The sequence below is a fragment of the Scytonema sp. UIC 10036 genome (genome assembly GCF_009725235.1).
This window is the reverse complement of record NZ_WJFC01000009.1, coordinates 1-13992: the sequence shown is the minus strand read 5'-3', so window position 1 is coordinate 13992 and position 13992 is coordinate 1. Positions and strand designations below refer to the sequence as shown.

Here is a 13992-nt window from a genome sequence, read left to right as displayed (position 1 = left end):
TTAAGGTAAGTTCTAATCTCAAAACCTTTTGTAGAACTTCCTAATAGAGCGGGGGAAAATGGCTCAGTACGAGTAAGTCATGGAAAACCTCAAACGACTTCAACGTTAAGCTACAATGAAACAACAAGCCGAATGCTACGAAGAATGTGAATAGCTGTAAGATGGATATTCAATCGCATTTACGTGACCGACAAATTATTCACTCCGATCCTGAGATTATAAGTGGAACTCCAGTCTTTGTTGGAACGCGAGTTCCATTGCAAACTTTTTTTGATTACCTTGAAGGTGAAGCAGGCTTAGCCGAATTTTTAGAAGATTTCCCACATTTGCAAGCTCAGGTATTGATAGTATTGGAAGCGATCGCAATCATCAATGCTGGATCGGGAGCGAACTGAACGTGCTCATTCTATGCCAAGGACAATCTGTTGAGCAAGAAACTTTCAATTGAGTGCAATACATTAAAGAGTTAAGGAACCGCAGCCTGTAGCGGATGTACGCAGATGAACTTGTACTTCATCCGGATGAGAATCTTTATATAATACATGATTTATCCCCCGCAAGAAGGAACGACGAAGCAACCGCAAAGATGTGAGATTGCTTGTTCCTTGTGGCGGATATTTTACGTATCTTTATGCTTTGGCTTATGGTATGATAATAATCACACTATAAGCATATTATGGTCAAGCCAAAGGAGTAACGGTAATGTCTATGATGCGTAAAACCATTACTATCCCTGATGCGATGGAGGAATGGGTGAAGGCGCAAATTGCGAGCGGACGCTATGGCAACGATAGTGAATACTTTCGTGATTTAATTCGCCGTGACCAGGATAGGCGACAGGCGGAACAGGATTTGTTTGCCCTTATTCAGGAAGGGTTAGACAGTGGTGTCAGTACCTCTACGGTAAAAGATATTATGAAACGGGTAGAAGACAGGCTTAAGCACAATGGCAACCTATCAACTCACGAATAAAGCGGAGCGTGATATTGAGAATATTTACGAATATTCCATTCTGAACTTTGGCTTACGCATCGCGCAAGAGTATGTTTCAGGGATGCATGATTGTTTTGCGTTATTGGCAGAATATCAAAGCTGGGGGAGCAACTATAGCTTTATTGCGCCAGGATTACAGCGTTACGAATACCGCTCCCACGCCATCTATATATCAGCCAGAGGAAGAAGGCATTTTAAGAATTGTTATTACCAAATCACATTAACAGAATACTGAACGATCTGGCTGTCTACAGTTATAATCGGCATTTTCTCAACTTGACTTTGAGCAATCAGTATCCGATGGAAGGGATCTCGATGTAAATCCGGCAGATTTGTTACGTGCATTGCATGAATCATTTGAATCGGTAAGCTCTCAAATCGATTCATTTCCAACCGACTCGGAATATAGCGTTCTGGGACATCAGGTAAAGTTAGTTTTCCCAAGCGTACCTTAATGACAATTTCCCATGCACTCGCAGCACTTAAGAACAAAACGTTACCTGGGTCAATAATTATGTTCTTGGCAGTGGATGAAAGTCGAGTATCATCTGTAACCCACCAGATAAGGGTATGAGTATCAAGTAATGCTCTCATTCTAATTTGTCTGCTGAACCAAGAAAATCATTCAGAATATCCTCCGGTAGGGGAGCGTCGAAATCAGGAGCAATCTCTACCCTACCACGATCCAACCCTGGAACTCGGGGTAATGACCGATCTGTAATAGGCACTATACGAGCAATGGGAGTACCTGCTTGAGAAATAATCACTTCTTCTCCGGACAACACTCGACAGAGCAATTGGGCAAGGTCAGCCTGTACTTCAGGAACTTCTACATTATACATTTACACTCACTCTATGTTGTATGACTAATGATGGAGCTACTTATATCTTGGCACAGAGGTTAGAGTTTTTGCTTAAAATAGCGTTTTCGAGTAGGAGATTATCGAGTTAAATTATGAGTTTCAATGTGACATCTGCTACTTCGGTTAAAAACAAGACTTTCCAAGAAAATCTAGAATCTTTAAACTTGGAACCAATCGCCCAAAGATTGATGTATCCTGAAGACGGTCGAGGATGGAGTCGCAAACAAATAGAGCGGGCGATCGCTCGTTACAAAATGTTTTTGCATTTAATCTACCTCTATCCCAATAGCGCACTTGTCCCAACCTACGAAATCGATATTGTTTGGCATCACCACATTTTGGACACTCGCAAATATGCTTGTGATTGTGAGCAGTTATTTGGTTACTTTGTGCATCACAATCCCAACTTAAATTCTAGGAGTGAAACAAACCAATTATCCCTAGCAAAGGCATTCTATGACACCAAAACATTGTTTGCAGAGCATTTTGGCGTACTCTTAATTGAGAAAATCCAAACATCTCAAAGTATTATCCTATGTAAGGATAGACTACAGCAAGCAAGTGCTTGTGCAGACCTGTAACCAACCATGCTTAAGAACTAATAGTTCCTTGACGGTGCAAACTTCTGGATTTACCCGTGCAATAAACCCAAAATTCACGCATCAAACAAGTAAACTATACCATATCCGTTAGCATAACCATGCGGAAAAGTCTCTTAATTTCTTAGCGCCTTAGCGCCTTTGCGTGAGCTTTATTCAGGGTATGTAAGCGGACATGATATCACTCACCCCTCGTATTCTGGATGAAAGTTCTCATTTCCCTTGCTTCCGGTATCATTTTTAAACTCTCAAAACGAAGAGCTGCTTCTTGCGCCCAGTATCGAGCTTGTTTCAAATTTCCTTGACGCTGTGATAAGTAAGCAAAAGAACGCTGGTGAAAGGCAATAGAATGCTTATCTTTGTTACGCTCTGCTACAGGGAAACCCTGCTCCAAGATTTGTTGAGCAACTTCTAAATTTCCTTCCTCAATGGCTAGATCGGCTAGCCAATTTTGAATGGCAATCTCTGCCCTTTGCCATCCTATATCCTTTGCTTGTTTAAGTGCCTCTTGGTAAAGTTTCTTGGCTTGAACATAATCCTTCTTGAGGAAGAAAATCTTAGCTTGGTAATAAAGGGTTTGAATCTTCTGTCGCTGACGTTCTGATTCTTCTACATCAGAGTGATTCAGCATATTTTCCTTGATTTTCATCCAGTCATATGCTTGGTCAAAGTCGTTTTGATGAATGGAAAGAACCACCATCCTAGCTGCTAATTCCAGTTGGAAGGTAATGTCTTGATGGTTCCGCAGCTCCCAAGCACGTTGCAAAAGTACGCTGGCTTCTTCCAGATATTCAGGCTGTCTTGTGAGGGTAAGTGTCCAACCTTTATCATACAAAACCTCTACCAGTGTTGAGCGATCGCCCCGTTCTTGAGCAGCCCCTAGCAACCAATCCGTCCACACCAAGCGGTCATCCCAATACCCACGCACGTGAGTGTATCCTTTGATTTGTCTCCAAAAACTGAGGAGGTCGTCATATTTTCTCTTTTCCCTGCACCATTTCATCACATCCAGAAGATTCTCCCATTCCAGATCTAGGTGGCTGTATTCGGAATACCATTTTTTTTCATCGATACTACCGTATTCCTGCGAGAATTTTAAATACCACTTCACCCACTGCGATCGCGCTAACTGTTCAAATTCAGGATGCGCTGTGAGTTCGGCTGCTGCATACTCGCGAGTCAGAGGGTGTAAGCTATAACGTGCATCCTGCTGGCGGACTAGCGAAAGTTGTTGGAGTTGAGCTAATCCATCACCCGTATTCATCGAATCTTCCATAGCAATTGCACTAATGGTTTCTCTCTCAACTGCTCTAGCAAATAGCGATAATGTCATGAGTATTCGGTGGGGCGGTTGTCCTCGCAAACGCTCTACAGAAGTCTTGAAACAGAAGCGAGCTACATCACCTGTCGCGCTTTTTAATTTTGTCAGTACATCATCTAGCGGATACCCTGCCGCTAGCTGACCAACAGTATAAACTATTGCTGCTGGGATGCCGTGGGTGTTTTGGTAAAGGACTCGATCTGCAGGAGGCTGTAGCTCTACCCCTTTTTCTTTTGCTTGATGGTGGATTAAGTTCAGCCCATCTTCTTCCGGTAGAGATTCCAACCGAATTGGGACAAACAGAGCTTGTTCCCGTGTCGTCAGGATCACTTTAACTGTACGGGGCAAATCGTACACAAAACTTAATAATTCCTGTTTATCTTCGATAGTTTCCAAGTTATCCACAATCAGCAAAGTTCGCTGCTGCTTCAAGCTATCTCGAATCAAGTCTAGCTGATCGTCCGGCGATCTGTAGCTAATTTCAGGACGTTCTAGGGTGTAAGCGATCGTTCGGTAAATATCTCGTAGATTGCGTTCGCGTTTGAGGCGAGGTAAAATCTGCAAAGCTTTCAGATACTGCTGTTTAGCTGATGTAAAAATAATTGCCTCAAAGGTCGGTACGGTCATTCCTTCAAAGGTTAGCAAGACTGAACCAGGTATACTAGCTTGGAGGCAAAGATGAGCAGTTTCCAAGACGAGTGTTGTCTTTCCGACACCCCCAACACCATCAACACTAATCAAATGAGCCGGATGCTCCAAGGAAAGCAGCTCTAACAAGCGAGCTAATTCTTGACGGCGACCGATAAAACGAGTACATTCTCGCTTAGGTAAGTTTTCATAGATGGGTGGTGAGGCGGTTCCGCTTTGCGTAAGAGCGATCGCAGTTTCTGGAGGAACCACAGTCATAACATACGGTTTTTGAGGAGTTTCTGTAGAAGCAGTTGGCTCTAGAGACGTTTGTGTTACACCTTGTAATTGCTCAGTGAGAAAAATTCGGAGTCGATTCTCCTTACCCCGACTGCTACCACTGACTTTAAACTTGTTGTACACCTGTCCCATTCGTTTCAAGCAGGCTCCCTCAGAAGTGTTTAACTTCTTAGCAATGTCGTGATAATTCAGTTCCTCGCCATAGCGAAGCAGAAAAACTTCCTCCTGCTCTTTGGATAGTTCATAGTTACGAGCCATTTGCGCCAGAAAGTCGCGTGGGAACATCCGCCTTTCCTCCTATCATCCGTATACTCAGTTTACCTGGTAAATCGGAGTTTTTCAGAGTTTTACAGAATTCTATGATAAATTTTTATGATTTGGGTACTTGCTACAAGAGATTTTTTAGTGTAGCCTCTTAAATTGTAAAGTTTCAGAGGTCAAAAGCATAATTTCAGAGTTTTTCTACCCTCAGAAGAAAATTTCCAGTAACGGCAACGGTGACCAGTCCATATTTGGAGGACACAATGAAAATATTCTTGTCAATCGTACTAGGTTTCGTCACGTTTATTGCATGTACTGTCCTGACCATGCAACTTTCCAAAGCAGACATTGCTTCATTAGCAGTTCAAGACAAGGATTTTTATTTGGACAAAACAGTAGTTGCAGGCATATGGGCAAGATCGAGTACCTATCAAGAAGCTGATGTTGCTCAAGCAGATTTTTGCTGTTGTCAAATTACTAACTAATCTGTACCATTTTGGATTTTAGATTTTGAATTTTGGATTGAGTCAACCGTGCTTAGATTGAATCTCAACCAACTATTTGTCACATTCTTGAATCAATTTGCTAGCAATTTGGTTGTACGCGATCGCCCAAAAAACCTTCTCTTACAATATTCCTGAACAGAGCCGCTTGAAGAGCGATCGCAATTGTGCATCCATCAACTCATCAGCGTCCATCAGCGTGCATCTGCGGTTAATTACTTATTTTTGAGACTTTTGCAACAAGTCAACTCGCACCAGGAGAAAGTGATGTCAGAGCAGGCTTTGGTTATCGATAATTTCCAGAAAGATGCAACTTTACCGCTGATGCCAAATCCGGCTGTTTGGACAAGTTATGACTCGGGATGGAGCAATATTCATGCAGCACATTTTCGCCAACCAGCCTGGGAATTACCTAAATTTTATAACCTCCAACATATCATCATCATTCCAATTGCACCGTATCGGACAGTAAACGTAGAGTTTGTATTAGAAGAAAACCGTTTACTAAAAATGCAGTATCATCCGACCGATTCTTTAGACGGCTGCATTGAAATATTTCCCGCAAATCTATGTTCTAAAATTTCTTGGGATAAAGATATTGAGCATACTCATTTTTATCTGGAGCCTGCATTTGTTTCTCAAGTTGCACATGAAGCGATCGATCCGGATCGTGTTGAGCTTGTGTTTGAACCGAAGAAAGTCGATTTTTTAGTCTATCAGATTTGTCTGGCACTTCAAGCAGATCTACAACTAGGCAGTGGAAACAGCTTCTATGCAGATTCGATGGCAACTGCACTATCAGCACACTTGCTACGCCACTACACAACCCGCAAACATACCCTACGAGAATATGAAGATGGCCTGCCCAAAGATAGGTTACAAAAAGCTTTTGACTATGGATAAAACGTCAATCCGCTCCATGATAGAAGAGGGGCGAAGATTTTAATGCAGTTTGTTTTGGATTGTTCTGTAGCAATTAGCTGGTGCTTGGTGGATGAAAATAAGCGTTTGAGATGCGCTTACCCTGTAGGCAATAGTTACTAAAGTAGTAGATAACTTTATTTTCATACTTGATAACATAAAATCCCTATAAAAGACAATTGTTATGATAATCTGCCTCACATATCGCACTTGTCAATATCCCCAAACCTAAATTCTTACTAATTTCAAGAAATAATCAGCAATCTTAACAAATTTGATGTAAAATCACTCCTTAAGTTAATTAGCCAATAAATGGAACCAACAATAAATCAGGTCAAAGCACTGTATAGAGTATGCGTTCAAGCCAGTACTTTACTAAAACCCATCAATCTGACCCGACTAGATGAAAGAACTAAACGTATATTCGTATTAGTAGGAGACACAATAGAAGTTGAGATTGACATTGACGGAGGACTAATTTATGACTCAATCAAATTTTGAAGGAATGACACGACAAGAACTGCTGGTGTATGTTAGACAAAATCCACAAGATACAGAAGCGTTTCATCGCTATATGGATTTGTTGCGAATTGCACCAGGTCGAGTCAAAATAAACTTTGAAGAAATTGAAACGGAGTTACCTAAACGACTTCAACAAGATTAAAAACTGGCTAATCTAAACGACTACCAGTTTCTAACTGAAGATGTAAGATGCCCTTCTGAATGAGGGGCTTTTTTCATTTTACCAGTGTCACATCAAATATAGACTGTGATATTACTGCCGTATTTGTTTGGACAGCAAAGTGTATAAAGTTGCACTAACACCTGTGATAAATAAAACTATTACAGAGGGAACTAATGGTACCCAAACGCCCGACCAGTGTAACAGGGCAAAGGAAAGTCCGTATAAAATTCCAGATGCAATGCCATAAGTAATAACGGCGGGCTATATCGTCTTTGTCTAATGGTAAATTAACAATACCTATCCTTTCGGGAGGAACTTCTTTAGGAGCTGATTCACTTTTTTCGTGCAAGGAACTGCAGTGTTCTATCTATTGGGTAAAATAAATCAGATTCTAGCCAAGTTTTCAAATGCTTTTCTAATTCTTTTGCTAGCATCCGGCAAGTTTCATTTTGGCTTAACGCTCCTGTCTGAACAGTAATATTATTCAAAGTAATTCGAGTATTTCCTGAAAGTTGACGATAGTTTTTTTGCCACTCATCCAAACATTGAATGATTTTTGGGCTTGGAGGCAAATGTCCAGCTTCCTCTTTAAAATGGACATTTCCCTCTTCGCCAATCTCCAAAGTGACGCGGAATCCCTGCTCGAGATTACCATCTAGTTTAAGAACAACTCGTTTGCTCATGTAGAAACGCCCTGGTTAAATTACAAAAGTTTCAGTAATTGTTCGATCGCCACAAGTAATTTCTACACTGAAGCTTTCATTGTATTGACCGTTAAAGTCAAATTCAATTGTCTGAGTGACACTTGCACTAGCTTTCCCCACTTCATTTCCAGCTTCATCCAGCAGCCTAACCTGAATTTCATTAGGTAGATGAGAGCGATCGCCTGTTGGACAAATCTGTACTCCAACCGTCACTTCTGTCTGGTTGATTGAAACATCAGTTAAAACTAGAGTGTGTGATTTCCCTCACAAAAGCCCAATGCGTACATGACATCTGACATCTTCCAATCCCCTACCCGTGTTGCTGATGGCAAGAGTGGTAACAGCGATCGCTTGCCTGTAGGTGCGATTAAAGCTTTTCTTGGTAAAGAAAAAAACAGTAAAGGATTTTTAATAGACTTGCAATCTGTATGAATGAGGCAACGTCAAGTCGCTATCTCCCTACTCATAATTCGGTCAATCCAATAACTTCTGACCTACTGCAATAGCTATGGAGGCTCCAATACCAGCACTTAATCCTGTCGCCATACCGTTTATGACTCGATCTACAGATGCAGTTGTTGAGCATCGTATGGCTAACGATGTCATTTTGCATTTACTATTTTCTATCCAGGCAAAACTACCTCCAACAAGCATTCCTGCTAAACCACAAAGGCACAAAAATATCAGAAAACGCCGTTCTTTACTATCCATTGACAATAATGAAGCTAATTAATGTCCCTTTATTTATTTCTCAGTTAAAGAATACTGTTTTACGCCAATAACAATAATTCTTTACAAAAAATTCAATCCTCGTTTGACCGAAGCGATAAGCTGGGTACAGCTTGCGCTGCGCGATCGCTCAAACTCCATGAGAACTCTTGCGTATAATTGGTAACACCAATAACCCGATCGCTTGTGAGTGTGTGGCAGCCCTACATAATTGGTAGGGTCGCTCGATTTTAGATTTAAATGAAGAGTGCGATGCCTTCGGCAACCCACTTAAGTGGGTATCGCAACTCGGTATAAAAAATGCTCTGCAAAATACAGAGCATCACTCACCAGAGTACAATATTTACGGCAAATTTCAACCTGGTGAGGTACAAAAATTACCCCCCTCTGTCCCCCCTTATAAAGGGGGGATGAAAGGGGGGTGTACCTCATGAGACTGAGAAAGGCTATAATTGGCTAGATTTAATTTAGAAATTACATATAATGAATCCGTCAAACAGCGAATTACTTGTAGGAATCGTTTAAGTATGAATCTTCAGTTTCTAGACCAATCAAGCGATAGATAAAATCAAAAACGTTTTTCATTGTTAGTTCCTCATTGGCAGTTCACACTATTCAAATTACAGCGATAAAATGAAGAACTTGTGGAGATGCCACTTTTTGTTGTGCCAGTTGTGCAAGCTGGATGGATTGGGCGCTGTACCTTGATTAGTTGTTATCAGTGCATAACATTTTGGCAACATGGAAGCCAATTAAGTATGCTGTCATTTGAGGACTGATCCGTGGCAAGGGGACGGAAGAAAGGTCTGCTACATAGGCGTTGGCTGACCCATACAGCTTGCCTGTATTCGCTGGATTGTCAATCCCCGGATCGATCGCTTTACCGAATAAGCATCCCCCTGATAAGTGCTGCTCTGACAGCAAAAACTTCTTACTGTATATATCCACATAACGTTCAACCTGGTTCTTCTCATATGGAATCTTTGTGAACAAACGAAAGAGACTCTTGAAGATCCAGTTTGGCTTTTCTCCCAAGCAGCTGATAAAGTCCAGTTGGTTCGTAATTGCATTCTTGGCTATCTCTTTGTCTTGATTGGAGTTTGAGTCTTCCCCTTCGCTAAAGAAGCCCAATGCAATTCTAGTACCATCGCTTGTGTAGTAACCATCTACGGCAGGGTTGAACTTGACGATGGCAGTGACCAGATTTAGCTTGTTATGCCAGACGTTGCCTCGACTTAGGTTGTGTAAGCCCCAGCAAAAATCAATTATTAGGTTGACCCATAGAATCAACATCCTAACTACATTCTTTGTAAGCCAAAATAGAGTCGGGATCTTAATCATGACTTTCTTGAACCAGTTTGGCAGAAGGAAAGTTAGATACAAGTGAGAGATGAAGAACCAAAGTTCCTTAAATTCTCCCGCAAAGAAATCAAAGCAGCAGACTGTTGCCCATCTCTCTTGTTCGGGTTGGCTTACCGTTGTCGCAAAAACAGGGACATAAGAATCTCGGGACGTGACTTTAATATTCTTGTCCAGTAGGTAGATGCCGAGCGGCATACAGATGTGGTCGCTGACCTGCTTCCCAATCTCGTCATTTTGAAGTTTCTTCTGATGGGGCAACAACAGCCGTGGCGTAGCAGCACCTGCACAGAGAATCAGCTTTCCATCGTTGGCTTCTAGAGACACGCGCTCCGTATTTCCTGTGTCGAGATTCCGCACATACACCCCCACGCACCGCGCACCTTCCCCGCAATCATCTGAAAACTCAAGCTGCACAACTTTGCATCGAGTCTTAAGCTCCACCTGCTTATCAAACCAATCCACCAGCGATACACCGCTATACGTGCGTTGCCCAAATTGGTCGAACTGGGTGGGAAAGATGTGCAGTAGCTTGGCATCGCCCTCAGGATAATTGGGAACTTTGCGGATTTTATCTGTGCCGCATACCTCAGTGCTGCACTGAAAGCCAGCTTTCTGGGCAACCTGGAGAACGTGCTTCGTGACGGGCGATCGATCCAGAGGAAGGTCTAGACTCCTGAACTTAGCGTTTAATTCTGCTTTAAGTTCATCCCAGTAAGTGGCGGTCTTACCAATATGTTTACTCAACCACTCAGACGACTCGTGGATCATTGTGTAATTAATAGATCCGCCGCCACCCATGGTGCATGCTCGCCCCGATAGGATCGGAATTCCGTCAAAATTAAGCGCATTATGGAGCTTGAAGATATTTCCCTCTCCGTAGGACTGAGTCCAGTGGTTCTGGTGAGAGATGTCACTGGTTTCAAAGAAGCTGTCTCCTTCCTCCACAACTAACACTCGTTTGGGGATAGCTCTGTTAGCAGTAGCCTGGAGGTAGTAGTTCAGAAACCCACAGGCACCATTGCCAGAACCTACTACGATCGTGTCGTAAATCTTGTCTTCATCCATATTTTTCCTCGATGACAACGACACCATTCCAAGTAGGCGTAAAGGTAGCGCCGCTACAATTTATTGGCACTGATGGCAGGTATATTCAGAATCTTTGCCCGGTTTTGGCGATCGCCGCAGTACTTTACAATTTCATAAATTACAGGAGAAGAAGTTTGCTCCACTCTCAGTCTATAACCTTAAAATAACTGTTCTTAGCTACTTTTTAACAAATCTTTGTAATTATCGCTCTTCAAAGTACTTTCGCACATCCAATTTTTTGTTAAGTAGATGGCAAAATATATATTCATAAACTTGATTTCTAATAATCAAACACAGATATATAAATTATCGGAAATACGAGCATTAAGTTGACAACTACATTTAATCATTATTATTATGTGCCTTATATTTCTGAAAATTTAAAAGTGAACATCCATTAGTAAATGAGCAATTCAAAGGTGCGATCGCTCCCTTGCTTCGGCTATACTGGCGGAGCGTGCTCAAAAGATACGTGGCGATAATACTTATGCCTCACATTACGCTTGTTAGGAGGAAATTCTGTTCAAGTGCGATTTCTCAGCATAAACTTCTTTCATCAAAATGGCTCAATCAATTTGGTCAACTATAAATGAGAATTTTTTTGGAAGCAGCATTTACCTTCACAATTGCGCTCACTGCGAATACAACCGTGGCTGGCATAACGCTCGCTATGTTTACAGACAGTAGGCTAAGCCATTAACTGCTCAGGTTGTCGAAGGAAGTCTCAATGATTTCCAGGCGGGGACGCATAATCTAGGTAGGGGTAATGCTGCTAAACAGCAAGCTTATAATGTAAAATTCACCACAAAAATTTACTAAATTTCTCTTAGAACTTTATCATATCGAGTCCGAGCGATGACTCATATGTTTTAATTTTTACCAGATAATAAAACCTAACTAGGAATCGGTTTCTGTATGCACCCAAAAATAACCTTTCGTTAGTATACACTGACTGGCAAGGGATTGGTTCTTGTTACCGTCACCTAATCAAGTGCGATCGCGATGGTTACAGCTCAGTTATACTGTGAACGCCTAAGAACTGTTCTTTTTCAGAATGGGTTCACAGTAGGGGCGCGGCGCCGCCGCGCCCCTACTGTTGATAATTGTTGGGTTTTGCTGTCGCTCAACCCAACCTACAATTCCGGTCACTGGGAACGAGAGAATTCTCAATCCAAAATCCAAAATCTAAAATCTAAAATCAGAAGCGGTGACCGATACCAAAGTGCAATCTGCTTTCACCTTGGTCATTTAAACCAAAGTCAGCCCGAATCAAACCCAAAGGTGAATCGAAGCGCAAACCAGCGCCATAACCAAAACCAGTCCCTGGTTTGTCCCGAACTCCGCCAGGATTATCTAAGACAGTATCTCCAGAACCTAAATCGGAGGCAAAATCGGCAAATACCACACCCCCTAATGCATCCAAGACAGGTATGGGGAAGCGATATTCTGCAGAAGCTAAGACGTAAGTGCGACCGCTAGCAATATCACCACCATCATAACCCCGTACTGAATTGGGACCGCCTAAGTTAAAGGTTTCATAAGGTGGTAAATCGCCAAGCACTGTTCCTGCTTGCAAGTTCAAGGCAAACACTTGCGGTTTTTTAGATTCAAATAGTTTAAAGGGCGTAAACTGAGTGTAGTTTGCTTTGATGCGATTCATAGAAATTTGTCCGTTTCCAATAGGAACAGATTGTTCGGTACTCAGTTTCAGTATGGAACCGCTGGTTGGATTTGAGGGGTTATCTCGGAAATCTTTGGTAGCAGTGAAAGACACGGTAGCCAAATCATCAATACCACTACCGCTAAAAGACAGTTGATTACCCTGTTCGTCAAAGGGTGTGATGTTACCTTCGCGATCGCGAATACTTACACGGGTATAATTGAAACCCAAGGAAGTATCCCAATCATCAATTGGTCTCGTTAAACTAAAACTGGCTCCAACCTTTCCTTCCCGAATGCGATCGCCATCAGCCAGTTTAACGTCACCATCAAAAGTGTCAGAAAGTCCCCGTTTGCGAAAGGTAGTTATGCTGTAGCCCAAGCGGTTTGGATTTGAAGCGCGGTAGGGACTGGAGAATTTAGATTCAAACTGAATATCGCGACGACCAACTTGAACATTTACACCTAATGTATCGTTACTACCACCTACATTTCGGTCATTATAAGTTAACGTACCTACTATCCCTTGGTCAGCACTGTAATTACCACCTACATTAACAGAACGAGCACCTGCTTCCTTGAGTTGGTAAATGACATCAAGTTTTGTAGCATCACCTTCTAAAGCAACATTCACACTTTCAAACAATCCCGTTTTATAGAGTTGCTGTAAGTCCTGCTTGACGACACTTTCTTGAAAGAGTTGACCCGACTTCAGTTTGAGTTGTTGGCGCAAGAAATCTTGTTTGGTACGTCCCCTTACAGGGTTACCCTTGTCATCAACGACTTTGCCTTCGTCGTTAACAAAGCGAATTTGAACGCTACCAACAACACCTTCGCCAACGTTGACAGTCAGAATACCATCTTGAGTTGGGGTTATTGATATGACTCTTGCTATTTTATAACCATTGTCAGCATACCATTTATTGATTTGTTCTACGACTGCCTTCAAACCATTGGGACTGATAGCTGTTCCTACTTGGGATTGGAAACGTTCCCAAGCCACTTGATAAGTTAGTGCTTTAGCTCCAGAAAGTTGAATGGAACGCACAATCGTTGGTTGAACTTGATAGACAACGTTTAAACCTGTTGGTGTAGTGTTACTATTAACGCGAGCATTTATAAATAAACCTGTGTCTAAAATAGCTGCAACATCCTGCTGTAGCTGATTTTGACTTGTTTCACCGCCCGCTTGAGTTTTGATTTTACTGCGAATAATTTGTTCTAATTCTTCAGTTGCACCTTCTATTTTGACATCTGTAGCTGTCACGACTAGGTCGTTGGAGGGACTGGGAACTGGGGATTGGCGATTGGGCGATGAGGAGGATGAGGGAGAAAATTCTACCGTGTCTTCCTTGTCCCCCGTGTCCCCCGTGTCTCCC

Annotated in this window: 16 protein-coding genes and 1 pseudogene; 10 read left to right on the top strand and 7 right to left on the bottom strand. The window is 42.1% G+C overall.

The genetic code is table 11. The features are described 5' to 3' along the window. The first annotated feature begins 161 nt into the window (after positions 1-161). The 3 genes from F7734_RS06335 to F7734_RS06325 all read left to right on the top strand — a co-directional run bounded on the left by F7734_RS06335 (position 162) and on the right by F7734_RS06325 (position 1228). Positions 162-395, top strand: a complete 234-nt coding sequence (locus tag F7734_RS06335) for a DUF433 domain-containing protein (protein WP_155743883.1) — start codon at positions 162-164, stop codon at positions 393-395. Positions 396-702: 307 nt separating this feature from the next. Further along, positions 703-972, top strand: coding sequence for a type II toxin-antitoxin system ParD family antitoxin (locus F7734_RS06330; protein ID WP_155743882.1), 270 nt, complete (start codon positions 703-705; stop codon positions 970-972). Next, positions 947-1228: a type II toxin-antitoxin system RelE/ParE family toxin gene (locus F7734_RS06325; protein WP_155743881.1), complete on the top strand. Its 282-nt coding sequence runs from the start codon at positions 947-949 to the stop codon at positions 1226-1228. The genes F7734_RS06330 and F7734_RS06325 overlap by 26 nt, the downstream gene beginning before the upstream one ends. Here the strand turns inward: F7734_RS06325 and F7734_RS06320 are convergent. Then, positions 1201-1587, bottom strand: a complete 387-nt coding sequence (locus F7734_RS06320; protein WP_155743880.1) for a type II toxin-antitoxin system VapC family toxin — start codon at positions 1585-1587, stop codon at positions 1201-1203. The genes F7734_RS06325 and F7734_RS06320 overlap by 28 nt on opposite strands. After that, positions 1584-1835, bottom strand: a complete 252-nt coding sequence (locus F7734_RS06315; protein ID WP_155743879.1) for a type II toxin-antitoxin system Phd/YefM family antitoxin — start codon at positions 1833-1835, stop codon at positions 1584-1586. Before F7734_RS06315 ends, F7734_RS06320 begins: the two co-directional genes overlap by 4 nt. Positions 1836-1948: 113 nt before the next feature. On the opposite strand from F7734_RS06315, the gene F7734_RS06310 reads away from it, so the two are divergent. After that, positions 1949-2437 carry a glycine-rich domain-containing protein-like gene (locus F7734_RS06310; protein WP_155743878.1) on the top strand — a complete coding sequence of 163 codons (489 nt, stop codon included), beginning with the start codon at positions 1949-1951 and terminating at the stop codon, positions 2435-2437. 199 nt (positions 2438-2636) lie between these two features. Here F7734_RS06310 and F7734_RS06305 read toward each other — a convergent pair whose 3' ends face one another. Beyond that, the gene (locus tag F7734_RS06305) at positions 2637-4988 is read right to left on the bottom strand and encodes an NB-ARC domain-containing protein (protein WP_155743877.1); all 2352 of its coding nucleotides are present in this window, start codon (positions 4986-4988) and stop codon (positions 2637-2639) included. Between the two features lie 239 nt (positions 4989-5227). On the opposite strand from F7734_RS06305, the gene F7734_RS06300 reads away from it, so the two are divergent. The 4 genes from F7734_RS06300 (at position 5228) to F7734_RS06285 (ending at position 7052) form a co-directional block, all read left to right on the top strand. Next, positions 5228-5449: a hypothetical protein gene (locus F7734_RS06300; protein WP_155743876.1), complete on the top strand. Its 222-nt coding sequence runs from the start codon at positions 5228-5230 to the stop codon at positions 5447-5449. Between the two features lie 97 nt (positions 5450-5546). Continuing rightward, positions 5547-5696: a hypothetical protein gene (locus F7734_RS06295; protein ID WP_155743875.1), complete on the top strand. Its 150-nt coding sequence runs from the start codon at positions 5547-5549 to the stop codon at positions 5694-5696. A 38-nt stretch (positions 5697-5734) separates the two neighbouring features. After that, a complete protein-coding gene (locus F7734_RS06290) occupies positions 5735-6370 on the top strand; it encodes a hypothetical protein (RefSeq protein WP_207714034.1) in 636 nt (211 codons plus the stop codon). Positions 6371-6869: 499 nt separating this feature from the next. Then, positions 6870-7052, top strand: coding sequence for a hypothetical protein (locus tag F7734_RS06285; RefSeq protein WP_155743874.1), 183 nt, complete (start codon positions 6870-6872; stop codon positions 7050-7052). Positions 7053-7405: 353 nt separating this feature from the next. Here the strand turns inward: F7734_RS06285 and F7734_RS06280 are convergent, their stop codons facing one another. Together F7734_RS06280 and F7734_RS06275 are read right to left on the bottom strand one after the other, a co-directional pair. Next, positions 7406-7756, bottom strand: a complete 351-nt coding sequence (locus tag F7734_RS06280; RefSeq protein WP_155743873.1) for a hypothetical protein — start codon at positions 7754-7756, stop codon at positions 7406-7408. A 15-nt stretch (positions 7757-7771) separates the two neighbouring features. Further along, a pseudogene (locus F7734_RS06275) lies at positions 7772-8017 on the bottom strand (DUF1822 family protein); the annotation flags it as partial. Positions 8018-8062: 45 nt separating this feature from the next. On the opposite strand from F7734_RS06275, the gene F7734_RS06270 reads away from it, so the two are divergent. Together F7734_RS06270 and F7734_RS60560 are read left to right on the top strand one after the other, a co-directional pair. Beyond that, entirely contained in the window at positions 8063-8209 is a 147-nt protein-coding gene (locus tag F7734_RS06270) for a hypothetical protein (protein WP_155743871.1), read from the top strand. A 76-nt stretch (positions 8210-8285) separates the two neighbouring features. Next, the gene (locus F7734_RS60560) at positions 8286-8510 is read left to right on the top strand and encodes a hypothetical protein (protein ID WP_166481759.1); all 225 of its coding nucleotides are present in this window, start codon (positions 8286-8288) and stop codon (positions 8508-8510) included. Between the two features lie 704 nt (positions 8511-9214). On the opposite strand, the gene F7734_RS06260 is transcribed toward F7734_RS60560, so the two are convergent. Then, positions 9215-10933 carry a GMC family oxidoreductase N-terminal domain-containing protein gene (locus F7734_RS06260; protein ID WP_155743869.1) on the bottom strand — a complete coding sequence of 573 codons (1719 nt, stop codon included), beginning with the start codon at positions 10931-10933 and terminating at the stop codon, positions 9215-9217. A 1219-nt stretch (positions 10934-12152) separates the two neighbouring features. Next, on the bottom strand, positions 12153-13992 hold a 1840-nt coding region (locus F7734_RS06255; protein ID WP_243146727.1), incomplete at its 5' end, for a BamA/TamA family outer membrane protein.

Bases quoted from the DNA above. Each gene is read 5' to 3' on its own strand.
- F7734_RS06330 (WP_155743882.1), top strand. From the start codon at position 703: ATGTCTATGATGCGTAAAACCATTACTATCCCTGATGCGATGGAGGAA.
- F7734_RS06320 (WP_155743880.1), bottom strand. From the start codon at position 1,587: ATGAGAGCATTACTTGATACTCATACCCTTATCTGGTGGGTTACAGAT.
- F7734_RS06260 (WP_155743869.1), bottom strand. From the start codon at position 10,933: ATGGATGAAGACAAGATTTACGACACGATCGTAGTAGGTTCTGGCAAT.
- F7734_RS06285 (WP_155743874.1), top strand. From the start codon at position 6,870: ATGACTCAATCAAATTTTGAAGGAATGACACGACAAGAACTGCTGGTG.
- F7734_RS06325 (WP_155743881.1), top strand. From the start codon at position 947: ATGGCAACCTATCAACTCACGAATAAAGCGGAGCGTGATATTGAGAAT.
- F7734_RS06310 (WP_155743878.1), top strand. From the start codon at position 1,949: ATGAGTTTCAATGTGACATCTGCTACTTCGGTTAAAAACAAGACTTTC.
- F7734_RS06305 (WP_155743877.1), bottom strand. From the start codon at position 4,988: ATGTTCCCACGCGACTTTCTGGCGCAAATGGCTCGTAACTATGAACTA.
- F7734_RS06280 (WP_155743873.1), bottom strand. From the start codon at position 7,756: ATGAGCAAACGAGTTGTTCTTAAACTAGATGGTAATCTCGAGCAGGGA.
- F7734_RS06300 (WP_155743876.1), top strand. From the start codon at position 5,228: ATGAAAATATTCTTGTCAATCGTACTAGGTTTCGTCACGTTTATTGCA.
- F7734_RS06335 (WP_155743883.1), top strand. From the start codon at position 162: ATGGATATTCAATCGCATTTACGTGACCGACAAATTATTCACTCCGAT.
- F7734_RS06290 (WP_207714034.1), top strand. From the start codon at position 5,735: ATGTCAGAGCAGGCTTTGGTTATCGATAATTTCCAGAAAGATGCAACT.
- F7734_RS06270 (WP_155743871.1), top strand. From the start codon at position 8,063: ATGACATCTGACATCTTCCAATCCCCTACCCGTGTTGCTGATGGCAAG.
- F7734_RS60560 (WP_166481759.1), top strand. From the start codon at position 8,286: ATGGAGGCTCCAATACCAGCACTTAATCCTGTCGCCATACCGTTTATG.
- F7734_RS06315 (WP_155743879.1), bottom strand. From the start codon at position 1,835: ATGTATAATGTAGAAGTTCCTGAAGTACAGGCTGACCTTGCCCAATTG.